The sequence below is a fragment of the Marinospirillum alkalitolerans genome (genome assembly GCF_045055655.1).
Classification (GTDB): domain Bacteria; phylum Pseudomonadota; class Gammaproteobacteria; order Pseudomonadales; family Halomonadaceae; genus Marinospirillum; species Marinospirillum alkalitolerans.
On the sequence record NZ_JBANFI010000002.1, the window covers coordinates 216,381 to 239,264 of the forward strand.

Consider the following 22,884-nt stretch of genomic DNA (forward strand, 5'->3'; position numbering starts at 1 on the left):
GATAAAGAGATTTACTTTCGATGCGATTTTAACTTAAATAGCCTCAGACAAGGCAACAGAACATCATTATTGTTCACAAAGATAAAATCAAAGACAAAAGGTCGCACCCTTAAGACCACCTTGTTCAGCTCGAACCTGCCTGCCAATACAGGTCGGTCTTTGCTCTTGATGATCACGATAGGTATCGCATGGAGACGGATATTCTTGCTCAGCAACACACGCTGCTGCTGGCTCAACAGCTGCGGCTGAGGCGATCTCTGATGGCAGCTGGTGCCGGACTGGCCAACAGCTCAGTGATTTTTTCAGCCTGGTGGCTAGGTTATCTGGATTGGTCATCTCTGCATTTGACCAGCTATATTGCCATCACCTGCCTTGTCTGCCTGTTGTTCCCCCTATTGATTTCCAGCCGTCTCAACCTTCGCTTTCGTGACCCCAGCCTCACTCATGCACAGATCTCTTGGCATTTGCTGCTCACCGTTTATGCTATGGCTTTAGCGCCTGATCTGCGCAGCCTATTGGTCATTAATCTGTTCTTAATTCTTTTGTTTGCTGTTTTTCGCTATACCCCACGTCGCCTTCCTTGGCTTGCTGCAGCGATGGGGGTCTGCTACCTGATTGCGTTGGTCTTTTCACTCAGTCTCCGCTCCAGCCCGATTGATTGGCGCTACGAGTGGCTGGTTGGGCAGGTGGTCTTGCTGGGCATTATTGGCATCAGCCTGATCGGCGGTGAGATTGCTGGCCTGCGCGCGGCATTAAAGCGTCGTAATACGCATCTGGCTGAAGCCATGCACAAGATTGAAGAGCTGGCCGTCACCGATGAACTGACGGGCCTCTACAACCGCCGCCATCTGCTCAGGATTCTGCGCCGCCAAAAAGGGCTCAGTGATCGCGGCCAGTATGATTTTTCGATCGGTTTTATCGATCTCGATTACTTTAAGCAGATCAATGACACCTTTGGCCATGATGCAGGGGATCTCACACTGCAAAAAGTGGCAGCCACCATCCGCGCCAGCCTGCGTGATGTCGATTATGTCGCCCGTCTAGGCGGTGAAGAGTTTGTGATCGTGCTGGCACAAACCTCGCCCCAAGCAGCCCATCAGATTGCAGAACGCCTGCGCCAAGATTTAGAAGCGCTGATTATCCATCTAGAAGACGAGCGGCCTGATATTATGCTGACGGCCTCGATTGGCCTCGCCAGCTATCAGCCCAAAGAGAGCATTGAAGATTTGATGCGACGCGCGGATCAGGCGCTCTATGCAGCCAAGGAGTGTGGTCGCAATTGCATTATTGATGAAGCAGATCTGGCCACCAGTCCGTTAGCTGAACAGATCAAAGAAACGGCCAGCTCCTGCACCGAACCACGCCAGCAAGAAGCGGCCGTGGTCTTTGTGGCGGAGCCAGCTAGCACTCAACAGCAGCCTTTAGAAACCGATCAAGTCGAGCCTCCGGCGCGTCTTTGCTGAAAAAAGGCCTGCAGCTGACGCTGGCATTTTGCCGCCAGCAGCCCACCTTCCACTTCTAGCCGATGGGTGTACCAGGGCTGCGCGGGCAGATTACACACCGAGGCCAGCGCACCTGTTTTAGGCTCCTTCGCGCCGTAGACCAGCTTGGCCAAACGTGCATTCAGAATCGCACCTATACACATAGTGCAAGGCTCCAGCGTGACATAAAGCGTGCAGCCAGTCAGGCGATAATTACCGATCTGGCGACCAGCTTCGCGCAAGGCCACCATCTCAGCATGGGCAGTTGGGTCCGCATCACAGATGCAGCGATTCATACCCCGCCCCAGAATCTCACCCTGCGCATCCACCAGCACGGCACCCACAGGCACCTCACCGAGAGCGGCAGCCTGTTCTGCCAACTCCAACGCACGATGCATATAAAACTCTGGCTTAGGCATCAGGTTGATCCACCAAGCCCAAAGCCGCCTCCAGCACCCGCTGATAGCGCCCCTGCTCACAGGCCTGCAGAACACGCAATCCCAGATATTGATTAGTATTGATCGTGGAGGGTACCTCTAGCCGCTTGCCCTCACTCAAAGCAATCAAGCGCACAAACATGCCAAAGGTTTCAATGCGATGCAGACGCACATCCTGCTGCTCATCACCTATAGGGCAGACAGAGAAGCGCAGCGCATCCATTAAATGCGCTGCTGTAACACCCGGACTTTGCAGCAGAGGCTTGCCTTCAAACACCTCTGCCTGACGCCCACTAATCAACAGATTAGATTGAATCATCACAAAGCGATGTTCAAAGGGGTCCCTCACCTGGGGTGCTGCCCACGCTTTGCTGATCAAAAGAAAACACATCACTACCAAAGCACGGACAGCAAAAGGCATGGTTACTCCCACTCAATCGTTGCAGGTGGCTTGCTCGATACGTCATAGGTGACGCGTGAAACACCCGCCAGTTCATTGATAATGCGGTTCGAGACCTTCTCCAAAAGCTCGTAAGGCAGGTGCGCCCAGCGTGCGGTCATAAAGTCGATGGTTTCAACGGCGCGTAGCGCGATCACCCATTCATAGCGGCGACCATCACCGACCACACCGACTGATTTAACCGGCAGGAAGACCGCAAAGGCCTGACTGGTTTTTTCATACCAGCCTGCAGCACGCAACTCTTCGATAAAGATGGCATCGGCATCGCGCAGAATATCGGCATAGTCTTTTTTGACTTCACCCAGAATACGCACACCCAAACCAGGGCCAGGGAAGGGATGACGATAAACCATATCATAGGGCAGGCCGAGTTCAAGACCGATCTTGCGCACTTCGTCTTTGAACAGCTCACGCAAGGGCTCGACTAGCTCCATCCGCATGGTGTCAGGGAGACCGCCAACGTTATGGTGAGATTTGATCACATGCGCCTTGCCGGTTTTAGCGGCGGCAGATTCAATCACATCTGGGTAGATGGTGCCCTGAGCGAGGAAATCAACATCGGTCAGCTTGGCCGCTTCTTGTTCAAACACATCAATAAAGGTATTGCCGATCACCTTGCGCTTGGCTTCTGGATCGGTCACACCTTTTAAGCGCCCAAGGAACAGCTCTTCGGCATCAGCACGGATGACTTTGACACCCATATTGCGCGCGAACATCTCCATAACTTGCTCGCCTTCATTCTTGCGCAGCAGGCCGTTATCAACAAAGACACAGGTCAGCTGGTCACCAATGGCCTTATGTAACAAGGCGGCGACAACAGAGGAATCGACACCACCTGACAGGCCGAGCAGTACCTTGCGTTCACCCACCTGCTCACGAACACGCTGCACCATATCTTCAATAATCTGCGCGGGCGTCCAGAGGGCGTCACAGGCGCAGATCTCGCGCAAAAAGCGCTCCAGCATCCGCTGGCCTTGCAGTGTGTGAGTCACTTCTGGGTGGAATTGCACACCGTAAAAATGCTTGGCTTCACAGCTCATCGCAGCAATCGCGCAGCTGGGGGTAGAAGCAGTAATCTGGAAGCCTTCAGGCAGAGCCACCACCTTATCACCGTGGCTCATCCACACATCCAGCAAGCCTTGGCCTTGTGCATTCACATGATCACGAATGTCGTGGAAGAAGGCCGACTCGGCCTCCAGCTGGACCTGTGCATAACCAAATTCGCGCACATTCGAGCCTTCAACCTGACCACCCAGCTGCTGCGCCATGGTTTGCATGCCGTAGCAGATACCCAGCACAGGCAGGCCCAGCTCAAAAACCACCTGAGGCGCGCGTGGCGAGCCAGCCTCGGTAACCGACTCAGGACCACCAGCGAGGATGATGCCTTTCGGATCAAAATCACGGATCTGCGCTTCAGTGATGTCATAGGGATAGATCTCGCAATAGACGCCCAGCTCACGCACGCGGCGAGCAATCAGCTGGGTGTACTGCGAACCAAAATCCAAAATCAGAATTTTATGGGCGTGGATATCTTGCATAAAAGAGGTCTCTTAAAGTGATCAAGGCAAGCGCATCAGAGCACGCTTGCCTCGAAGATCTTGATAGCGACCCCATCTCATCAGCGAGATGGGGAGAAGACGAATCGCCACAGGGTGCTATTAGCTCACACGGTAGTTGGGCGCTTCTTTGGTGATCTGCACATCATGCACATGCGATTCACTCATGCCCGCCCCCGTGATTTTGACAAACTGGGGTTTGGTGCGCATCGTCTGAATATCTTGGCAACCTGTGTAACCCATTGAGGCACGCAGACCACCCATCAGCTGATGCACGATGGCACTCATGGAACCCTTGTAAGGCACGCGGCCTTCGATACCTTCGGGAACCAGCTTCTCGACACCAGCATCCTTATCTTGGAAGTAGCGATCGGAAGAGCCTTGTGACTGCCCCATGGCACCCAGAGAGCCCATGCCACGGTAAGCCTTGTACGTCCGGCCTTGATAAAGCTCGACTTCACCTGGGGCTTCTTCTGTGCCCGCCAGCAGACCGCCCACCATGACGACACTGGCACCAGCGACAATGGCTTTGGCCAGATCACCAGAGAAGCGCACGCCGCCATCAGCAATCAGCGGAATGCCATAGGGCTTCAGTGCATCAGCCACATTGGAGATGGCGCTGATTTGTGGCACACCTACACCAGCAACAATCCGCGTGGTGCAAATAGAGCCTGGACCAATGCCGACTTTCACCGCATCAGCACCGGCTTCGGCCAGCGCAACAGCGGCTTCTGCTGTAGCGATATTGCCGCCAATCACATCCACCTGTGGATAGTTTTCTTTGACCCAGCGCACGCGATCGATGACACCCTTTGAATGGCCGTGTGCAGTATCGACGACGATGACATCCACACCTGCTTCGACCAGGGCCGCTACCCGCTCAGGGGTTTCTGCGCCTGTACCCACAGCCGCACCCACGCGCAGGCTGCCATTGGCATCCTTAGCCGCCAGGGGATAGGTTTTGGCTTTTTCGATATCACGGAAGGTAACCAGACCACACAGATGGAAGGCTTCATCAACCAGCAGCATCTTCTCGATGCGATGCTCATAAAGACGCGCTTTGATGTCATCCAGCGGCGTATTGATCAGCGCGGTGACGAGCTTTTCTTGGGGCGTCATAATGGCGGCTACGGTATCGCCAACATGTGGCTTCACACGCAGATCACGGCCAGTGACGATGCCCACCAGCTTGCCAGCATCCACAACAGGGAAACCCGAGAAGCCATACTCAGCGGCCATATCCAGCAGCTCGTGAATCTTGGTGGTCGGTGCCACACTAACGGGGTCTTTGACAATCACGCTTTCGTGTTTTTTGACCTTGCGGACTTCGGCGGCCTGCTGGGCAAGAGTCATATTTTTGTGAATAATGCCGATGCCACCTTCCTGAGCCAAGGCAATGGCGAGGCGGGCTTCGGTCACGGTATCCATCGCAGCAGAAACGAGGGGGATATTCAGTTCGACATTGCGCGTAATGCGTGTTTTGAGGCTGACGTCTTTAGGCAGGATTTCGGAATAACCGGGTACCAGCAAAACATCATCGAAGGTGAGAGCTTCTTCAACGATTCTTAACATAGAGGACCTGCGATTTTTTTGGAGGGGAGGAAAATAAGATATAAAAGCTAATCGCCTATTTTAGCCGAGACAAGCCACAGCGTAAACCGAACAATCTGTGTTAGATTAAGCCCTCGTTTTACTTCTTGCCTGTTCTGCCCCGTTTGCCAAGAGGACACTGCTCCATCATGTCAGCATCAGACGCTTTAGAAAAGTGCCCCCCGCAGGATTCCGTTGGGCTCGTCAGCCCGGAAGTCTATGTGTTTCAACAGCCTTTACCACTAGCGAGCGGCCATCAGCTCGATCAATGGCAACTGATGGTCGAAACCTATGGCGAATTAAATGCCGATGCCTCAAATGCCGTGCTGATTTGTCACGCACTGTCCGGGCATCATCATGCTGCCGGTTATCATCATGCCGATGACCCCAAACCCGGCTGGTGGGATGCCTATATCGGCCCCGGCAAGCCTATTGATACCAATCACTTTTTTGTTGTCGCGCTGAATAACCTGGGCGGCTGTCATGGCTCCACTGGGCCAGCCTCAATCAATCCAGAAACAGGCCAGCCCTATGCCTCGGACTTTCCTGTCTTAACGGTCAGAGATTGGGTAGATTCGCAGGCGCTGCTGGCTGATCGCCTTGGCATACAACAGTGGGCCGCTGTAGTGGGTGGCAGCTTGGGTGGTATGCAGGTACTGGAGTGGTCACTGCGCCATCCTGAGCGCCTGCGCCATGCAGTGGTCATTGCCAGCACACCCAAGCTCTCTGCGCAGAATATTGCCTTTAACGAGGTCGCCCGTCAGGCGATTATGTCTGACCCCAATTTTTGTGATGGGCGCTATCAACAAGCCGGGGTGATCCCACGGCATGGCTTGGGCCTTGCGCGCATGATCGGGCATATCACCTATTTGTCTGAGCACTCGATGGGGGAGAAGTTTGGCCGAGATCTGCGCACAGATAAGCTGAATTTTGGCTTTGACGTGGAGTTTCAGGTGGAATCCTATCTGCGCTATCAGGGGGAAACCTTTTCTGAGCGCTTTGATGCCAACACCTATCTGCTGATGACTAAGGCCCTCGATTACTTTGATCCCGCTGCAGAATGTGATGGCAATCTGGCCGCGGCCCTCGCGCCAGCGCAATGTCGCTTTCTGGTGATCAGTTTCAGCACTGACTGGCGCTTTTCGCCCAAACGCTCGGAGGAGCTGGTCAATGCTCTGACCGCAGCCAGAAAATCGGTCAGCTATGCCAGAATTCGCTCTCCCCACGGCCATGATGCCTTTTTGATTCCCGATCAGCGTTATGAGGCGGTCTTCTCTGCCTATATGCAACGCGTTGCCAAGGAGACCCGTTGATGCGTCAGGATTTAAGTATTATCGCCGATTGGATTCGCCCTCAAACCCGCGTGCTGGATCTGGCCTGCGGTGATGGCGAGCTGCTCAGCTATCTGCAACAACACAAGCAGGTCAGCGGTTATGGGCTCGAAATTGATGCTGAGAAGATCACGGCTTGTATTGCCAACGGCGTCGATGTGATCGAGCAGGATTTGAACCGTGGGCTGAGCAACTTTGCCGATGCCAGCTATGACACGGTCATTATGACGCAGGCCTTGCAGGTGTTGCGCCGTCAGGATCTGGCCTTGGATGAAATGCTGCGTGTTGGGCAGGAAGCCATCGTGACCTTCCCCAACTTTGCCCACTGGCGCTGCCGCTTGTATTTGACCTTTCGTGGCAAGCTACCTGTCTCCAAGACACTGCCCTACGAGTGGTACGACACACCCAACATCCACTTAATCACCTTTAAGGATTTTGAAGCCCTCTGTGCCGCCAAGGGACTCAAAATACTGGATCGTGCCGTCGGCGATCTGGCCTATAAAGGGCATTGGAAGGCGCGCCTCTGGCCGAATCTCTTTGGTGAAGTGGCGATTTACAAGCTTGGACGGGCTTAGGCTGATCGGGCAGGGAGCGCCCGATCCAGCACCCAGGATCATCACGCCAGCCAGTAATCTGCCAGCACACCCAGAAACACCGCCATGCCTGCATAGTGGTTATTGAGGAAGGCGCGCAAACAAGGGCCGCGTGCCCGATCACGCAACAGCCACTGCTGCCAGATAAAGAGCAGCGCCATCACACCAAGACCCAGCGCAAAAAAGATACCGCGCCCAAAGACCCAACCCGCCAAGGCCAGCAGTAAGAGCGTTGCCAACTGCAGCAGACCTATCGCCAAGCGATCATAGTGACCAAAAAACACCGCCGTGGATTTCACACCTATCTTCAGATCATCCTCACGATCTTCCATCGCATAGGCCGTGTCATAGGCCACCGTCCAGGTGAGATTGGCAGCAAACACCAGCCAGAGCGCCCAAGGCAAGGCACCGGCTTCTGCGGCAAAGGCCATCGGAATCGCCCAAGAAAAAGCCGCGCCTAGCACCAGTTGTGGAAAGTGGGTATAGCGCTTCATAAAGGGATAGCAGGCCGCGAGTAGCAGGCCGCCAGGTGCTAGCCAGAGTGTCAGGCTATTGGTGTGCCACACCAACAACAAAGCCACCAGGCCGAGCAGGGCAAAGCAGATAAGGGCTTCTTTGGGTGTGATTTCTCCCTGTGCCAAAGGACGCTGCTGAGTGCGCTGCACATGGCCGTCAAAATCACGATCGGCATAATCATTAATGACACAACCGGCCGCACGCATCACGATCACCCCAAGCACAAAGATGATCAACACCCTTGGCTGCGGCCAGCCCTCTGCGGCCAACCACAGCGCCCACAGAGTCGGCCACATCAGTAGCCAGGTGCCGATCGGGCGATCCAGACGCATCAAGCGCACAAAAGCTGGTAAACGCTGATACCAAGGAGCCAAAGGGGGAGGATTGGTCGGAGATGTCGCCAGATTCTTCAAAGCCTGCTCCTAAACTAGAGGATGAGAAGCCAAGTTCAAGGCCCGTGCCATAGGTGGTAAAAAGTGTTCGGCTACCAGCACACAAGCCTGCTGCTGATAAAACACCGATTGACGCCCCCAGAGGCTAGGAAAGGCCAGCTGGTGCGGCGCACAGTAGCTGAAGGTGCCACGCTGAAGATCAGCAGAGGAGAACAGCAGCTGCCCCAGCGCTTGATTGCCGAGATGACGCACACGTCGATACAGCGGCGCCGAGGTCACCAGCGGCAGCAGACTCCGCGCATACACCCAAGGCTGCTGATCCACATGCAACAAAACCTGCCGCACCAGTACGGGCTGACGCGACCAGCCAAGCTGCGCTAACTCTTGTGTTCTCAGATGGACCACACGCTGCTGGAGAAGCTCGACATGGAAAGAAGATCTGGCCTGCTGTTGCAAGCGCTGCGTCAACGAACCCCGCTCCTGCAGCCAGCTACGCCAGGCACCGGCTGGGGCGTGCACCAGAGCGAGATTCGGCTGCCAGCGCACTGGCATGGCCTTCTCCAGCGCTTGACACTGGAGTGTTGAAAGATGGAGCATGCCGCTTGCCTTAGGATCAAGTCACGAGTAGCTAAAGCGCCATTCTAACACTCTTCAGCGCCTTGACCATCGTCTCGCCCTGCGTGGGTTGATCCTACCCCAGCACCTTGGGGCATCTGTTCACTGCTGACCTCAGCTGACAACATGGGAAATCTTGTATGTCTCACACGACACCTTCATCAGCACCTTGGATTCTGGTGGGCTCTGGCATGGCAGGTTATCAACTTGCCCGCGAGATCCGCGCACAGGAGGCCCAACTTGGTCTTCCCGCACAACAACTGATCATGATCACCAGCGACGGCGGCGAAGTCTACTCCAAGCCTCTGCTTTCGACCGCTTTAAGCAAAGCCATCTTGCCGGAACGCCTGATCAGCGCGACAGGCGAGCAAGCAGCAGCAGAACTGGCACTTGAGCTGCGGCCCTGGACGCGTGTTGAACAACTGCGGCCAGATCAACAACAGCTTATTTTATCCACAGGGGAAGAGTTGAGTTATGGGCGTTTATTTCTCGCGCTTGGCGCTGCTCCTCAAGGCCCCTTTGTTGGCTTAAAAGGTGTGCACTGCCTCAACTCTTGGCAGGAATACCAAGCCTTCCATCAACAACTTCAAGCCCTCTCGACTCAACAGGTGGTGATTCTAGGCAGTGGCTTAGTTGGTGTGGAGATGGCGCAGGATCTGCTGCAAGCCGGTTATCGCGTCACCCTGATCACCCGTGCGCCCCATCTGCTTGATGGCCTTTTACCGGCTGAGGCCGCAGCTTTTCTTGAGGCAGCCTTGATCGAGCAAGGACTCACTATCCAGCGCGCGACCGAGGTTGTGGCGATCACCCCCAAGGCAACCGGTCAGCAGCTTGTGCTCAGCGATGGCCGCCAGCAGGATGCTGAGCTGATCATCAGTGCGCTGGGGCTGGCCCCGCGTATCACCCTCGCCGCAGAAGCCGGTTTAGCAACCAGCCGACGCGGGATTGCCGTCAATCGTCAACTCCAAACCAGTGATCCCAATATTTATGCACTGGGGGATTGCGCTGATCTGGACGGCCAACTACTGATGTATGTGCAACCCTTGATGGCCAGTGCACGCAGTCTGGCGCAACAGCTCTTCCAACCTGAGGCACCCGGCCTGAGTTTGCCTGCGCTGCCGGTGTTGATCAAAACACCGACCTGCCCTTGCGTCGTCGCGCCACCTCAGGGAGAAGGTCACTGGGAGATCGAGGCGAATCCACAAGGCGTGACTGGGCGTTTTATCAGCCCAGAAGGCGCGCTGCTTGGCTTTGCACTCGTAGGGCAGGCTGTACGCCAAAAAAGCACCCTCACTCGACAGCTGCCGGATTTATTGCCAGAGCCACCCGCACCTCACGAGCGCGTGATGCCCTCTCTATCCGACCGATGACGCCGCTCTTGACTGGACAGCGGCTTGCTTGGAAAACCGCTTGATTGGCTCAACCAAGAGAAAAGCTTTACTGATTTTGAAACAGGTGTTTAAATCTGGCCTCTCTTGGTCTGCCCAAGACGCTTCGACTGACTCACCGTGATGAAAGAGATCCTTGATCTATGTTGAAACTCAAATTTTTGCTTTGGATGCTGGCGCGTCTATTAAAAAAAGCCTACAAAAAACAACCTGCTATGCGTGAGCATCTGGCCAGCAAACCGCTGAGTTTTACAATCGCAACTCAAGACTGGCCTGGTCGTCAGTTTCATCTGCGCGCCGAAGGTGTCGAAAGCCAGACGCAAGGCGAGACCGAGGTCGATTTAAAACTGGTTTTCACCGATGCCACCAGTGCTTGGCAGGCGCTGACCAGCAAGGATAAGAACGCCATCATGCGGGCCATTCAAGATAAGAAGCTCAGCATTGAAGGCGCGCCCAACAAGCTGTTTGAGCTTCAAGGCGTGATGAAGTGGATCAAAATTTGAGCGCTCAGGCTTGAGACGATGATTTTGAGGCAATGGTTTTGAGACTCATCTGCTGCCTGCTCCTGCTCTGGTGCAGCCCTTTACTGGTCGCAGCTTCCTGCCCAGCGCCAAGGATAGACCTGATCAGTCAGGTGCGTTCGGTCTATGATGCCGATACGCTGACACTCAGCGATGGCACACGCGTGCGTCTGGCAGGCATCGACGCGCCTGAACTGGGGCGCGATGGTGCCGCCGATGAGCCCTTTGCACGCGAAGGACGTGATCGCCTGCGACAGATCCTGCGCCATAGCGGGCAGCAGGTTCACCTGATGCTTCCCCATGTCGATCATGCACATCCTGATAACCGCGATCGTTATGGACGGCTGCGCGCTCAGGTTTTTCTCGCTGATGGCCGCCATGTGCAAGGCTTGCTCTTAGAGGAAGGCTGGGTGATGCACGTGGCCTTACAAGCTGATGATCCTTGGGCGGCCTGTCTCCATCAAGCCGAGCGCCCAGCTTTGCAAGCCGGTCGAGGCATCTGGTCATTAACCGAATATGGTCACGGCATTCCTGCGCAGCAGATCCCGGATTCTGCTCAGGGCGCCATCCGCCTGGTGGGACAGATCCAGCGCATCGGCCAAAGCCGTGATGCCTACTGGATCAACCTCGAAGGTCGGGTCGCTTTGCAGCTGCCACGCCGTGACTGGTCTGATGCTGCCTTGGCTGCATTAAACCTGCGCGAGGGGCAGTCTATCAGCGCGCGAGGCTGGCTGATTCGCACGCCTGGTGGTCGCCATCAAGACGCACTGATTCGCATCTCTCATCCCTTGGCTTTAGAGCGCGCCGACTTTTAACAGCCGTCTTGCGGCTCTGGCTCTTCTTCTCTCTTCCACTCTGATACTTCAGCAGCTTGTTGCAAACTGCACACTTCTTGCGGCCAGCCTCTAGATGCCATCTCTTGTTGTCACTGCTCAAGGAGCCGCTTCATCATCACTGGCGGCCTCTTCTAACACCTGACGACGGCGAGCCTGTTCTTTTAAATGCTGTTGATGACGATAAAAGCGCAGCAAGGCCACCAGAGCTGCGCAGGCCAGCATCGCGATCAACACCCACTTTTGCCACTGGCCAGCCTCTCCTCGCCCTAACCAGGTTTCTAGCGCGACGATCACAATCAAACCCACTGCCTGAGAAGCCACCGCCCAGTTTTTTAACCGGTCATTCAACATCACCTTTTCCTCTATTGAACTCTTTTGCTTGAGTGCACTCTTTTTCTGTTCAGGGCCACGGATGACAGCACCCTTTAAAGCCGTTACCCTAAGGAACCTCTGATCAACGTCACGAGCGCAGGTCAGGCAAGGCAAAATTGATCGAAAAAGCGGAGTTTACACTGAGTAAATGAGCATTTTGAGACCAATTTTAACGCAGCATCACCAAGCACAGTAGTTAATCAGAGGCTTCCTAACACCGCTTTTTACTCTAACACGTGGATTCTAGCGCGAATCCATCCCACCCAGATGGAGACCATCGATAGTGATACCTCACCTGCTTAAACCCTGGACCTCATCGTGGAGAGGTCTACATGGATCGGCTTTGCTGCTGGCCGGCTGCCTGCTGAGTGCGCCCGCGTTCGCCAACACAGGTATCGATGAAACCTGGCCCGAGCCAATACGCCATCTCGCCTTACAGGGTCTACAGGTACAGGATTCCTTTCCAGTCGGAGACAGCTTAATTGGCTGGATTGTCCGCGCAGGGCAACAAGAGCAGCTGCTGTACACCACCCAAGATGGCGAGTTTTTAATTAACGGCGTGGTCTTGGATGCGCAAGGGCAGGATCTGACCAGACAACACCAGCGCGACTATCTTGCTCAGCCGGATTGGAGTGCGCTAGCGAGCAGTCACAAGATTACTGAGCCTAGCCTGCTCACCAATGAAGCTGGAGAAACGATCAGCCAGCGCGAACTCTATTTGTTTTTTGATCCCCTCTGCCCCTTTTCACGTCTAGCCTGGTTGGCGCTCCAGCCCTATCGTGAGCAAGGACTCACACTCCACTGGATACCGATTGCCTACCTGCAGCCTGATAGCCGTTTGCAAGCTGCGGCCTTACTGGCCAGTGCTGATCAAGCAGCAGATCAGCTGCACCAACTCATGCGCGAGCCTAGCACCCAGCTCGAACTGGATGCCGCCGGTATCCAGGCTCAGGCCGCTGCATTACAAGACAATATGGGGCTGATGCGTGCCTTTGGTCTCAGTGGTACACCAAGTTGGATTTGGCAGGATGAACAAGGCCAGCTGAATACGCATACGGGGATGTTGCGCCTGCCACGTATTAGTGAACTGCTGGATCTACCGCAGCCAAGCGTTCTTGAACCTGAACTGATTCGGTACCGCTAAGATGGATGCCCTGGCCATCGGTCCCTTCGTACTCAGCTATGAACGCCTAGCACTGCTTGGCGCAGCGGCTCTGCTCCTGTTGGGTGGCGAGCTGGCCAACCGACGTCATGCTGGCCTTGCCAACTGGAGCTGGTGGACTCTGCTGGTTGCCGCCTTATCCAGCCGCTTGGTTTTTGCCGCCACCACCCCTGAGGCTTATCTCAGCGCGCCCTGGACTCTCGTGTATTTCTGGCAGCCTGGTGCCAGCCTCTGGGGGGGACTAGCCGGTGCCCTGCTGTTCACCCTCTGGTACTGGCGGCGGCCAAACCAGCGCACACCACTGACCTGGGCAGTGAGCCTGCTGGTCGCCTCGGGGCTCTTGCTGCTGATGCTGCAACAAGCTCTACCCCGTACGCCTGTCACTGCCGACCCGCTGCCCGAGCTGACTTTTCAACAACTGGATGGCACGGAGTTTCATCTCGCCGCCCAGCAGGGCCAGCCGATTATCGTCAACCTCTGGGCGACCTGGTGTCCTCCCTGCCGCCGCGAAATGCCCGTTCTGGCCGAATATGATCAGGACCCACGTGTGCAGGTTATTCTGATCAATCAGGGTGAAAGCCTGCTTGGCGTTCAACGCTATCTCGATCAAGCCCAGCTGGAGTTTCAATTCCTGCTCCTCGATCCAAGGCAAGAAGCCATGGCCTTCTACGGTGCTCCTGGGCTTCCTGCCACGCTGTTTTATAATGCGGAAGGAGAACTGGTCGATCGTCATTTTGGCGAGCTCAGTCGCGCGCAGCTTGAACGCTTTACGCGTGAGTTCAGCGCACCCTAAGCCACCTGCCTGATGGGTGCAGAGAAAGGGCTAGACAAGCCCGTCTCTGCGCCCTACAATTCTGGGCCTTATCTTTCCGCCCTTAGCTCAGCTGGATAGAGCGTTGCCCTCCGGAGGCAAAGGTCAGAGGTTCGAATCCTCTAGGGCGGGCCATTTTGATCTGGCCGCTGCGCCAGTCTAGACAAGCAAAATCGCGCCAGCAGTATGCTCCTCTCGATTCTTCATGCTGAACCCTTGGATGCCTATCGCATCGCCCTCACTTTTAATAATCAGCACCGTGTGGTGGTGGATTTTGCGCCCTTTCTTTTTCATTCGCCCCATCCAGACTATGTCATCTATCAAGATCGCGCCCATTTCCTGCGCTTTCAACTCCTGGATGGCAATCTTAACTGGGATGATTACCGGATGATTTTTCCTATCGAAGACCTGTATCATCAGCGACTGATACCAAGCTGAGGCCATAGCAGCATCATATGACCTCCGCCAGCAGCGCCTCACCCTGTGCTGATGGAGACCAATCAATGAACCCAGTGCGCCCAAACAAGCTTCAACTCAGTAAATGGACAGCCTTACAACCTCGCGACAAAGAAAAACACTTTCTGGTGACACAGGTGGAATATGATGAAGAAGGTCGGGTGAGCTTATGCCTGCTTGAAGCCATCATGTCAAAGCACGAATACAGTATTGATTGGACAGAACTCAAAGATGCGGCCCGCTGGCGGCAAGGCTGGCACTAGGTTAGGCCTGCATGGAGAAGAAGATGGATTTTCAGTTTTCTACTGGGCAACACTTTGATCACTGGCTCGATCCTGAGCGTCAGTGGTTTTTGTTTGTCGAAAGCTTTGATCTGCAACGCTTCAGTCTGCGTGTTGGCAGCGTTGTCGATTCAGAAGACTTGGGCTCTTGCATCGCACAGGATGATGCCACACTCAACCACCAACTACGCCAGCTCTATCAGCACTGGCTGGATCAGCGATCTCGCTAAAGCCAGCGCATCAGGAGACCTCTATGCCTCTGTGGCTTTTTACTCTACTCTGCTTTTTACACCTACAGTTCACCGGCATGATCGCGATGGGCTTGATTTTTATGGCCTGTGCAGAAGGCAACTATATCCATGAGCGCAAGCATAATGACCGCTTGGTAAGACTCTGGTTTCTCTATAGCTTTTCTATCCCGTTCAGCTTGGGATGGCTCATTTATGGCTATGCCACCGACCAGAGCCCTCGCTTCTACTGGTGGTTTGCCCTGCCTTGGGCACTCCTACTGCTGATGCTCAGCTACTGGCGAATCACCGGGGTCTCGCCTCGGCAAGCGTCCAGCCAAACAGAGCAAGAGACAGACCACCCAGATTAAATGCCACCTCAAACACGTCTTGTTTCTTGTCTTCTGTGCCGCGCAACCTCTACACTGTAAGATTAGTTATCGAGCGCAACTACATTTCAGCCACAAGACACAGACCTAACCGAGACGGCATTGAACATCTTTAGCTTGCTTAACCTCACCAGCGGCCTGCTCCTTTTAGGCCTCTCTGGCTTGGCTTGGCGTTATCGCGCCTTTCCTGCCGGCAAGACCTTTATTGCTCTGATGCTGTGTGCTGCCACCTATAGTGTGGGGCTGGGATTGGAAGCCTTAAGCCACAATCTGGATCAGGCCTGGTGGTGGAGCCGCGTGCAATATCTGGGTATTCCCTGGATCTCTCCACTGATTCTGCTGCTGGTTCTGCAGTTTTGTGGCTATGCACTCAACACACCCGCCGCCCGCGTTGGGCTCAGCCTGATGTTCTCTTTTTCTGCTCTCGTGATGTTGGCGCATTGGACCAGTCCCGGCCATGACTGGTACTACCTGAACATACAGCTGGCCCACTGGCACAAGATTGGCATAGTGCAATTTACACCTGGTGGCCTGTATCAGGTGTTCAGCGTCTATTATCTTGGCGCATCTTTTTTTAGCCTGTTGATCCTCGCGCTACGCTCAATGGAAGTGAAAGGTGTCTTACGCCGCCAGACCTTGATCGTTCTGCTGGGTATTTCTATCCCGCTGGCCTTTAACCTCTCCTACCTTTTTCACTGGACACCCGAGCAGCTCGATATCACCCCACTGGCCTTTGCCTTGGGAACCCTGCCTCTGGCCTATGGGCTGTTTGTCAAACGCCTACTGGATTTACAACCTATTGCCATGCGGCGCGTCTTTCGCTCTATGCCCATCGGTTGTTTGGTAACAGATCAGCGTGGCCTGCTACTGGATTACAATCCCGCTGCACGGCAGATCTTTCCGCTGTTAACGGAACAGTTGATTGGCGAGCCGCTCGCTGAACACCTCCCCGCTGAACTCGAGCTGGTCAATAAACTCCAGCAAGGCAAGCGTTTAGATCGGCTGGATCAGCCGTGGACCTTAGATGGACAGCATTTCTATCGTGCTGAAATCACAACACTTTATGACGCCACTGGGCCTGTTGGGCGGCTGGTGATGATCCATAATGTGACGGAGCACTACTGGGCTGAGAAAGCACTGCGCCAACTCGCAGAGCGCGATAGCCTGACCCATCTATTGAATCGGCGCAGCTTTGATGAGCAGTTCACCTTACTCAGCCACAGCAGCGAATGCTACCGCCAGCCATTGGCCCTGATTTTGCTAGATATAGATCACTTCAAACAGCTGAATGACACCCAGGGCCATCAACAAGGCGATCAGGCTTTGATTGCCGTGGCTCAGTGTTTAAACGAACTGCAACGTCCGCAAGATATCGTCGCGCGCTATGGGGGTGAAGAATTCGTCCTTCTGCTCCCCGAAACCTGTCTCGATGAAGCCCTAGAACAGGCCGAACACATCAGAGCGCAGATTGAGGCGACCACACCTGTCACCGCCAGCCTCGGCGTCGCAAGCTGTACTTCGATGCAGGTCTGCAATCAGCAGCAGCTGCTTCAATTAGCGGATCAGGCTTTATATCGTGCTAAACAGGCCGGCCGCAATCAGGTACAAGCGCAAGCCAGCATAGCGAGTTGACCTTTAGCAAAGGATTGCGACTAAAGAAGGGCACGCTGCCAACAGCGAAAAACACATATTTATGCTATAAAAAGATCAGGCAAGATCTTCACGTCTTAACAAGAGGGAGAAGTCATGGCCACCTTACCTGCTTCACAAGAGCAACTCACCGGTCAGAAGCTGCGCCTAGCGATTGATGAAGGCATTCAGCATCAGCTGATTCGTCTCCAGCCAATGGAGAAAGATGACCTACCCAATGGCGATCAGACTTGGAAGGTCGATCGCGTCCTTTTGGTGCGTGAGACCCAGCGCCTCAAGCTGACACTCAGCGCGAATGAAGCCGACTTGGCTTTTCTAGCCAAACATCATCTTTTTCGTGTTTATGTCAAATTTCGCAACCTGCTTCATCATAGTGAACCTCTCGAGGTAGAGCGCATCCAACCTGGCACCAAAAACCTGACGCTGGAACTGCCTCTCCCTCAGCAGCTCACTCAGGTGTTTCATCGCGAGTTCTTTCGTGTCTATGTTGCCGGCCATCTGAACATTGAGGCCGAAGTCCAGACATCCATTGGTAGCCTGCGTGGCCAACTGGCCGACTTATCTGCCTCTGGCTGTCGGATTCAACTCCCGCCTCAAATGGCCTTACACCTGCTGCGCCCATTGGATCCTTTATTTAGAGTACGGCTGATTTTCCCCTCGCAAAAGGATATTCATACCCCTTTTGAGATGACCTATCTGCGTCCAGATGATCAGTTTGAACATGCGCTACTGGGCTGCCATTTCTTACATGCTGATCAAGACGAGGAAAGACGCTTCTTTCGTCTCACGCTTGATGTCGAGCGCGAATTGGCGAAGGTGACACGTCAGGATCAAAACCATAAGCGCTCATCATCACTTTTCTTAGCACCCAGTAAAAGCAGTCATCATCGCCCAGTCAAGGCCACCAGCAAGCCCTTGCCTTCGTTGATTCAGCCCGAGCAGCGCAAAAAAATTCAGCGCATGGCAGACCTTCTGGCCTGCCAAGCCTTTTTGATTGCCCTGCAAGAAAACCTGAATGCAAAAATGATGCAGCAGCTGGCTAGTTCGCTGCTACAAGAGCTAGAAAAAGATGAACAAGGGTTTATTTTTGCCCTGAATCAACCTCACCCCAAAATCCATCCGACTATTTTGCATAGTTTGCGTGTAGCGGCACGCAGCTTTCCGTTGATGATGAAGATCGGGGTGAGTCATCGCATCGAGCTGGCCGTGATGGCCTCGCTCCTGGTGCATGATCTTGGCAAACTCTTTGTCAGCCGCCATCCCTGCTTTAATCCGCTGAAGCTCTCCCCTGAGCATTTACGCTCGATGAAGCGCCAGCATATCGCTGTTTTACGCTCTACTGCATCGATGAAATGGATTCCACAACGCATTGGTGAATCCATCATCGTCAACAGCAATGAGCGCTTGGACGGCAGTGGCTATCCACGTGGTTTGGCCGGCGAAAAGCTCGATTCTTTGGCCCGCACGGTTGGTCTCGTCAAGGTACTGGACTGCCTTGTGTCTGGCCTCAATGATCCGGCCGTGACTTGGCGTGATGCCTACCGCTGGGTCGGCCAGCACAAGGAATGGTTTGATACAGGTTTGCTCAAGCGCTTTATGCAGCATTATGGGCTACGCCCTCTTGGCGCTTATATCGAATTTGGTGATGGCAAGGTCGCCAGTGTCAATCGTGTCGATACCCAAGGCATCGCGACCAGTGTGATCCTGATCGAAGGCAATGATCCAGGCAGTGAGGTCAAACTCACCCCCGAACTCGTCGAGCAATGGGGTGGCATCAAAGCAGAAGTGCTCGCGCCACCAGTGGAAGAAGCCTGAGCACAAGCCGACTAGAAGCGCTTGTCCTTGCCGCCGTGATCATCTTGTCTCCCTTTGCTGGAGACGGCTGCTTGCCCACTTGCCTCACGCTGTGCCACCGCGGATAAGTCGATCTTGGCATGCAAATCACAGCCGTGTCTGACCTGCCCATTCTGACGCTCACTCTGGCTGGGCATGGGCCAATAAATAAGCCTGCCAAGCTTCGGCGGCCAGTGGTGGTGAGTAGAAATAGCCTTGCACTCGGTCGCATCCAAGTTCACACAGTATCTGCTGCTGCTCTTGTGTTTCTACGCCTTCTGCAATCACGATGTGGCCGAGCATATGGCCGAGGTTAATCATCATCTCAACCAGCAGTCGATCTTCTTTATGCTGCTCTAGGCCAGAGATAAAAGCACGATCGATCTTCAGCTTATCCAGCGGCAATTGTTGCAGATGGCTCAAGGACGAATAGCCAGTACCAAAATCATCCATCGCCACCTTGATGCCTCGATCACGCAAGCCTGCAATCAATTGCTGCAAGGCGGCAGGGTCCTCCATCATCATGCTCTCGGTGATTTCAAGCTCAAGGTCTTCAGGTGTAATGCCGGTCTTCTGCAAGGCCTGATCCACCTGATCAAGAAAATGCGGATCGATTAACTGGCGCATCGAGACATTCACCGCCACAGTCAAGCGTTGCCCTGTTTCACGCCACCAACGCTGCTGCTCATGGCAGGCGGTCTCCAACACCCAGGCACCGAGAGGCACGATCAACCCCGTGGATTCAGCCGCCTCAATAAACTCAATAGGCGAGACCAGCTGCCCAGCACGCCGCCAGCGCAGCAAGGCCTCTGCGCCCATCAAGGATTGTGTTTGCAGGCAGTGTTGCGGCTGAAAATACACTTCGAGCTCACCACGCTCAATGCTATAGCGCAGTTCTTGGGCCACGCTCAAGCGCTGCTGCAAAGCACGCTCAAAGGCATGATCAAACAAGCTCAGCAAACCACGACGTGTATTCTTGCCATGCTTCATCGCAATGCTGACGTTTTGCAGCAAGGCTTTGGCTGTCTCTCCCTGTCCCGGATAAAAAGCCAGCCCAAGAGTGAAGCTCAACGGCAGGTCGTAGCCTTCGACATCCAATCCCTGATCCGTGGCTTCTTTAAAGGCTTCGACCCAAGGGTTAATCTGCTCAAGGCTGGCCTGTGGCAGCAACACGCTAAAGGTGTCCGCCGAGAGGCGAGCAATCAAAGCCGCTTGATGAAAATGCTGTTTCAACAGCACTGCGATCTTTTTCAGCATCGCATCGCCAACGCCATAGCCCAGCCCATCATTGATCGATTGAAAATTATCGACATCCATCATCAACACCGCAAAGGGTGTTTGATCCTGAATCAAACGCTCACAGGCCTCAAGGCAAGCATGCCGATTGGGCAGCAGCGTTAAGGTATCATGTAAGGCTTGGAACTCCGTTTGCTCGAACAGCTGGGCATTCTCAAAACCCACGGCGATATTGATTGAAAACAATTCAATGAGGCGAATATCCATCTCGGTCAAAGGGCGATGGGTTTCAATACGCACCACCAGTTCATCTTGGCGCGGCGATTGAATATAAAGCAGCATATAGTCACTGCAGATCACATTCTGCTTGCTGCGCATGGCGTCGAGGATGGCCTCACGCACAGTGAGATCTTCAATATCCTGCACGCTCTGCCCGATCAAGTGTGAGTAATGCCCTGCGCCCGCCAGAATTCTAACCTGCTGATCTTGACTGTCCTCATGGCAGCAGATAAAACCATTTTCATCTATATCCAACAGGCTACACAACTGCAGCAGCACGCCCTGGGCGAAATCCTGTGCCGAATGGCGCAAAAACAAGTTCGGCGCATTCTTGATAATCATCGCTAGACCAGTGCGGCTTTGTTCCAGCATACGAATTTGCTGATAAGAACGCAGCGAAGCAATCAATGCCGTCACCAAGCGTGTGCGCGATAGCTCACTCTTATGCTTATAGTCATTAATATCGTACTTTTTGATGACCTCCAGCTCTGGCGCATAACCAGGCTGACCCGTACGCAGCACGATACGCACCTGCTGATCCTGCAGCTGATCACGAATATAGCCGACCAGCTTCAGGCCGGCTTGCTCTTCTTCCATCACCACATCAAGAAAGACACAGGCAAAAGGCCCTGCTTGCTCTAAAAGTTGACGCGCTTCAGCGGCTGAATAGGCGCTCATACACTCAATAGAACGTCCTAAGACTTCCAGCCCGAAAAAGGCCATTTTAGTGGCTTGATGCACATCGATATCATCATCAACAATCAAAATGCGCCAAGCTGGGCCTTCCATCAGCGGAGCCGTGATCGACGCCTCATCGGCAAAGAGTAAAAGATCGTCTTCATTCGACTTCACGTGGCGTGTCTCCCTTAGACTGTTTTTGAGGTGCGATAAGCGGTAAAACCAAGCGAAAGACCAGTCCTTGACCCGCTGGGTGAGTCACACTGATCTTTCCCCCAAGCACGCCTTGCACCAGGTTATAAACAATATGCAGCCCTAACCCTGAGCCACCTTGACCCAGCTTAGTCGTAAAAAAAGGATCAAAGGCTTTGCCGAGCATCTCTGGTGGCATCCCTTGTCCTGTATCTTCGACCCAGATCACCACCTGCTCACCCTCTGGCGGTTCCATACGCAGGGTGATCACCCCTGCCTGCTGATCAGGAAAAGCGTGGATTAATGCATTACTGACCAGATTGCTGATGACTTGACCTAGAGCGCCAGGGTAGCTATCCATCTGTACGTGAGGCAGCAAATCCAGCTGGATCTGATGCGGCGTAGATTTCAATTGCGGCTTCAAGGTATAGACAACCTCTTCCAGCGTTTTTTGCAAATCAAAACGCCGTCGCTGGGCGCTGGTTTGATCAACCGCCACCTGCTTAAAATGCTGGATGAGATCAGCGGCCTTTTGCACATTGCGATACAAAAGCTGCCCAGCTTCTTGCATCATCTCTAAATAGCCCTGTAAATCAGAGCGCGTCAACTGACCACCGGCCACCTTCTTGCTCAGGCTATCCGTATGATCGAGCATGGTGGTGGCAACCGTGACACTGTTCCCCACAGGGGTATTGATCTCGTGTGCCACCCCAGCCACCAATCCACCCAAGGAAGCGAGCTTTTCTGACTGAATCAAGCTCTCCTGCGCCTGCTTGAGTTGCGCCAAAGCCTGCTCGGCGGCTTCTCGGGCACGATGAGCACGTTCTTCAGCTTCAGCCTGAATCTGCAAGCTCTGGTTGTATTCATAGATCAACTGACCCAGTTCATCGGAAGACTGCCAGTTCACTGGCTGCTTTTCTCCCGTGGCTTGGTAATGACGCAGGCTGCGTGAGAAAGCGCGTAAGGGCCGCAAAATCATCTTCTGGAAGGTGCGCAAAGTGAAAGAAGCAAAGACGGTAAAAATCAGCAGGGTCAGCAGCAATGAATAGATGATTTCGCGCACTAATGCGGGTAGCGAAAACGAAGAAGTCGCCCAAACAGTCAACTCAGCGAGTTCTCGTGGCCCACCTGGTGACTGATACACCACAGGTCGGCTATAAACTTCCATTCCAGCAGACTGTTGATCACAAGAGCCAAGCTGGACAGGCTGACGTAAATCACGGGCATGCTCGAGCCGCACGCAGACCACCGGCTCCTCCTGATAGAGACGAATCAGAATGCTGTGGATCACGCTATCCGAGAAACGCCACACGGGTTCTTCCAGTAGCTGTGCGGTTTGCCCCATTTGAATCTGCATAAACTGATCTTGTAAGGCTCGCTGGTTATGCAGCTGCTGATAAAGCATCTCTGCAATAAAGAAAAGCAGCACCAGCAATAAGGCAGGTAGCATACGCCGCAAGTAAAGTTTTTTTAATGACAGGGCTGGAGTGCTCATCTCTCATCCTCGTTCAGCATCCATTCAGATGACCTAAGTCCAGTCTAGCCAAAGCAGTCCAAGTTTGCTTTTTCTTTATCAATCAGCCACTCCTGATGTGATTCCTT

At 54.0% G+C, this 22,884-nt stretch carries 23 protein-coding genes and 1 tRNA gene; 15 read left to right on the forward strand and 9 right to left on the reverse strand.

The genetic code is table 11. The features are described 5' to 3' along the window. Positions 1–188 precede the first annotated feature (188 nt). Positions 189–1,463, forward strand: coding sequence for a GGDEF domain-containing protein (locus V6U78_RS03930; protein ID WP_405337413.1), 1,275 nt, complete (start codon positions 189–191; stop codon positions 1,461–1,463). Here the strand turns inward: V6U78_RS03930 and tadA are convergent. The 4 genes from tadA to guaB form a co-directional block, all read right to left on the reverse strand. Next, positions 1,433–1,900, reverse strand: a complete 468-nt coding sequence (gene tadA / locus V6U78_RS03935) for a tRNA adenosine(34) deaminase TadA (RefSeq protein WP_405337415.1) — start codon at positions 1,898–1,900, stop codon at positions 1,433–1,435. The genes V6U78_RS03930 and tadA overlap by 31 nt on opposite strands. After that, positions 1,893–2,339, reverse strand: a complete 447-nt coding sequence (locus tag V6U78_RS03940; protein ID WP_405337417.1) for a hypothetical protein — start codon at positions 2,337–2,339, stop codon at positions 1,893–1,895. The genes tadA and V6U78_RS03940 overlap by 8 nt, the downstream gene beginning before the upstream one ends. A 2-nt stretch (positions 2,340–2,341) precedes the next feature. Continuing rightward, positions 2,342–3,916: a glutamine-hydrolyzing GMP synthase gene (guaA, locus tag V6U78_RS03945; protein ID WP_405337419.1), complete on the reverse strand. Its 1,575-nt coding sequence runs from the start codon at positions 3,914–3,916 to the stop codon at positions 2,342–2,344. Positions 3,917–4,036: 120 nt separating this feature from the next. Next, positions 4,037–5,506 carry an IMP dehydrogenase gene (gene guaB, locus V6U78_RS03950; protein ID WP_405337421.1) on the reverse strand — a complete coding sequence of 490 codons (1,470 nt, stop codon included), beginning with the start codon at positions 5,504–5,506 and terminating at the stop codon, positions 4,037–4,039. Between the two features lie 167 nt (positions 5,507–5,673). On the opposite strand from guaB, the gene metX reads away from it, so the two are divergent. Then, the gene (metX, locus tag V6U78_RS03955; RefSeq protein ID WP_405337423.1) at positions 5,674–6,837 is read left to right on the forward strand and encodes a homoserine O-succinyltransferase MetX; all 1,164 of its coding nucleotides are present in this window, start codon (positions 5,674–5,676) and stop codon (positions 6,835–6,837) included. Next, on the forward strand, positions 6,837–7,430 hold the full coding sequence (metW, locus tag V6U78_RS03960) for a methionine biosynthesis protein MetW (RefSeq protein ID WP_405337425.1): 594 nt from the start codon (positions 6,837–6,839) through the stop codon (positions 7,428–7,430). Before metX ends, metW begins: the two co-directional genes overlap by 1 nt. 41 nt (positions 7,431–7,471) lie before the next feature. Here the strand turns inward: metW and ubiA are convergent, their stop codons facing one another. Further along, positions 7,472–8,368, reverse strand: a complete 897-nt coding sequence (gene ubiA / locus V6U78_RS03965) for a 4-hydroxybenzoate octaprenyltransferase (RefSeq protein WP_405338012.1) — start codon at positions 8,366–8,368, stop codon at positions 7,472–7,474. An 18-nt stretch (positions 8,369–8,386) separates the two neighbouring features. After that, entirely contained in the window at positions 8,387–8,953 is a 567-nt protein-coding gene (locus V6U78_RS03970) for a chorismate--pyruvate lyase family protein (protein WP_405337427.1), read from the reverse strand. 158 nt (positions 8,954–9,111) lie between these two features. Between V6U78_RS03970 and V6U78_RS03975 the strand changes: the two genes are divergently transcribed. From V6U78_RS03975 to V6U78_RS03985, 3 genes are all read left to right on the forward strand, one after another. Next, positions 9,112–10,341: an FAD-dependent oxidoreductase gene (locus V6U78_RS03975; protein ID WP_405337429.1), complete on the forward strand. Its 1,230-nt coding sequence runs from the start codon at positions 9,112–9,114 to the stop codon at positions 10,339–10,341. A 161-nt stretch (positions 10,342–10,502) separates the two neighbouring features. Then, a complete protein-coding gene (locus tag V6U78_RS03980; RefSeq protein WP_405337431.1) occupies positions 10,503–10,862 on the forward strand; it encodes an SCP2 sterol-binding domain-containing protein in 360 nt (119 codons plus the stop codon). Positions 10,863–10,894: 32 nt separating this feature from the next. Next, positions 10,895–11,695, forward strand: coding sequence for a thermonuclease family protein (locus V6U78_RS03985; RefSeq protein ID WP_405337433.1), 801 nt, complete (start codon positions 10,895–10,897; stop codon positions 11,693–11,695). Between the two features lie 117 nt (positions 11,696–11,812). Here V6U78_RS03985 and V6U78_RS03990 read toward each other — a convergent pair whose 3' ends face one another. Next, on the reverse strand, positions 11,813–12,067 hold the full coding sequence (locus V6U78_RS03990) for a hypothetical protein (RefSeq protein WP_405337435.1): 255 nt from the start codon (positions 12,065–12,067) through the stop codon (positions 11,813–11,815). 364 nt (positions 12,068–12,431) lie between these two features. Here V6U78_RS03990 and dsbG point away from each other — a divergent pair, with 364 nt between their 5' ends. The 9 genes from dsbG (at position 12,432) to V6U78_RS04035 (ending at position 18,879) form a co-directional block, all read left to right on the forward strand. Then, on the forward strand, positions 12,432–13,232 hold the full coding sequence (gene dsbG, locus V6U78_RS03995; RefSeq protein WP_405337437.1) for a thiol:disulfide interchange protein DsbG: 801 nt from the start codon (positions 12,432–12,434) through the stop codon (positions 13,230–13,232). 1 nt (position 13,233) lies between these two features. Continuing rightward, positions 13,234–14,043, forward strand: coding sequence for a prolipoprotein diacylglyceryl transferase family protein (locus V6U78_RS04000; protein WP_405337439.1), 810 nt, complete (start codon positions 13,234–13,236; stop codon positions 14,041–14,043). Between the two features lie 76 nt (positions 14,044–14,119). Beyond that, positions 14,120–14,196 (forward strand) — tRNA-Arg (locus V6U78_RS04005). Between the two features lie 51 nt (positions 14,197–14,247). Continuing rightward, positions 14,248–14,499, forward strand: a complete 252-nt coding sequence (locus V6U78_RS04010; protein ID WP_405337441.1) for a DUF2442 domain-containing protein — start codon at positions 14,248–14,250, stop codon at positions 14,497–14,499. Positions 14,500–14,564: 65 nt separating this feature from the next. Beyond that, positions 14,565–14,780, forward strand: coding sequence for a TIGR02450 family Trp-rich protein (locus V6U78_RS04015; protein ID WP_405337443.1), 216 nt, complete (start codon positions 14,565–14,567; stop codon positions 14,778–14,780). 23 nt (positions 14,781–14,803) lie between these two features. Then, positions 14,804–15,028, forward strand: coding sequence for a hypothetical protein (locus tag V6U78_RS04020; RefSeq protein WP_405337444.1), 225 nt, complete (start codon positions 14,804–14,806; stop codon positions 15,026–15,028). Between the two features lie 23 nt (positions 15,029–15,051). Continuing rightward, a complete protein-coding gene (locus V6U78_RS04025; protein ID WP_405337446.1) occupies positions 15,052–15,396 on the forward strand; it encodes a hypothetical protein in 345 nt (114 codons plus the stop codon). Between the two features lie 120 nt (positions 15,397–15,516). Beyond that, entirely contained in the window at positions 15,517–17,046 is a 1,530-nt protein-coding gene (locus tag V6U78_RS04030; RefSeq protein ID WP_405337448.1) for a diguanylate cyclase, read from the forward strand. Positions 17,047–17,160: 114 nt separating this feature from the next. Beyond that, complete coding sequence (locus tag V6U78_RS04035) at positions 17,161–18,879, forward strand: PilZ domain-containing protein (RefSeq protein WP_405337450.1); 1,719 nt, start codon at positions 17,161–17,163, stop codon at positions 18,877–18,879. 159 nt (positions 18,880–19,038) lie between these two features. Here V6U78_RS04035 and V6U78_RS04040 read toward each other — a convergent pair whose 3' ends face one another. Then, complete coding sequence (locus tag V6U78_RS04040; RefSeq protein WP_405337452.1) at positions 19,039–21,264, reverse strand: two-component system response regulator; 2,226 nt, start codon at positions 21,262–21,264, stop codon at positions 19,039–19,041. After that, on the reverse strand, positions 21,251–22,777 hold the full coding sequence (locus V6U78_RS04045; RefSeq protein WP_405337454.1) for a sensor histidine kinase: 1,527 nt from the start codon (positions 22,775–22,777) through the stop codon (positions 21,251–21,253). The genes V6U78_RS04040 and V6U78_RS04045 overlap by 14 nt, the downstream gene beginning before the upstream one ends. Positions 22,778–22,884: the final 107 nt, after the last annotated feature.

Excerpts from the sequence above, each read along its gene's own strand:
- metX (WP_405337423.1), top strand. The coding sequence starts at position 5,674 with ATGTCAGCATCAGACGCTTTAGAAAAGTGCCCCCCGCAGGATTCCGTT.
- V6U78_RS04020 (WP_405337444.1), top strand. The coding sequence starts at position 14,804 with ATGGATTTTCAGTTTTCTACTGGGCAACACTTTGATCACTGGCTCGAT.
- V6U78_RS03970 (WP_405337427.1), bottom strand. The coding sequence starts at position 8,953 with ATGCTCCATCTTTCAACACTCCAGTGTCAAGCGCTGGAGAAGGCCATG.
- V6U78_RS03980 (WP_405337431.1), top strand. The coding sequence starts at position 10,503 with ATGTTGAAACTCAAATTTTTGCTTTGGATGCTGGCGCGTCTATTAAAA.
- V6U78_RS04035 (WP_405337450.1), top strand. The coding sequence starts at position 17,161 with ATGGCCACCTTACCTGCTTCACAAGAGCAACTCACCGGTCAGAAGCTG.
- V6U78_RS04015 (WP_405337443.1), top strand. The coding sequence starts at position 14,565 with ATGAACCCAGTGCGCCCAAACAAGCTTCAACTCAGTAAATGGACAGCC.
- V6U78_RS04045 (WP_405337454.1), bottom strand. The coding sequence starts at position 22,777 with ATGAGCACTCCAGCCCTGTCATTAAAAAAACTTTACTTGCGGCGTATG.
- V6U78_RS04000 (WP_405337439.1), top strand. The coding sequence starts at position 13,234 with ATGGATGCCCTGGCCATCGGTCCCTTCGTACTCAGCTATGAACGCCTA.
- V6U78_RS03975 (WP_405337429.1), top strand. The coding sequence starts at position 9,112 with ATGTCTCACACGACACCTTCATCAGCACCTTGGATTCTGGTGGGCTCT.
- V6U78_RS03985 (WP_405337433.1), top strand. The coding sequence starts at position 10,895 with ATGGTTTTGAGACTCATCTGCTGCCTGCTCCTGCTCTGGTGCAGCCCT.
- V6U78_RS03940 (WP_405337417.1), bottom strand. The coding sequence starts at position 2,339 with ATGCCTTTTGCTGTCCGTGCTTTGGTAGTGATGTGTTTTCTTTTGATC.
- V6U78_RS04010 (WP_405337441.1), top strand. The coding sequence starts at position 14,248 with ATGCTCCTCTCGATTCTTCATGCTGAACCCTTGGATGCCTATCGCATC.
- V6U78_RS03930 (WP_405337413.1), top strand. The coding sequence starts at position 189 with ATGGAGACGGATATTCTTGCTCAGCAACACACGCTGCTGCTGGCTCAA.
- guaB (WP_405337421.1), bottom strand. The coding sequence starts at position 5,506 with ATGTTAAGAATCGTTGAAGAAGCTCTCACCTTCGATGATGTTTTGCTG.
- V6U78_RS04025 (WP_405337446.1), top strand. The coding sequence starts at position 15,052 with ATGCCTCTGTGGCTTTTTACTCTACTCTGCTTTTTACACCTACAGTTC.
- guaA (WP_405337419.1), bottom strand. The coding sequence starts at position 3,916 with ATGCAAGATATCCACGCCCATAAAATTCTGATTTTGGATTTTGGTTCG.
- metW (WP_405337425.1), top strand. The coding sequence starts at position 6,837 with ATGCGTCAGGATTTAAGTATTATCGCCGATTGGATTCGCCCTCAAACC.
- V6U78_RS03990 (WP_405337435.1), bottom strand. The coding sequence starts at position 12,067 with ATGTTGAATGACCGGTTAAAAAACTGGGCGGTGGCTTCTCAGGCAGTG.
- tadA (WP_405337415.1), bottom strand. The coding sequence starts at position 1,900 with ATGCCTAAGCCAGAGTTTTATATGCATCGTGCGTTGGAGTTGGCAGAA.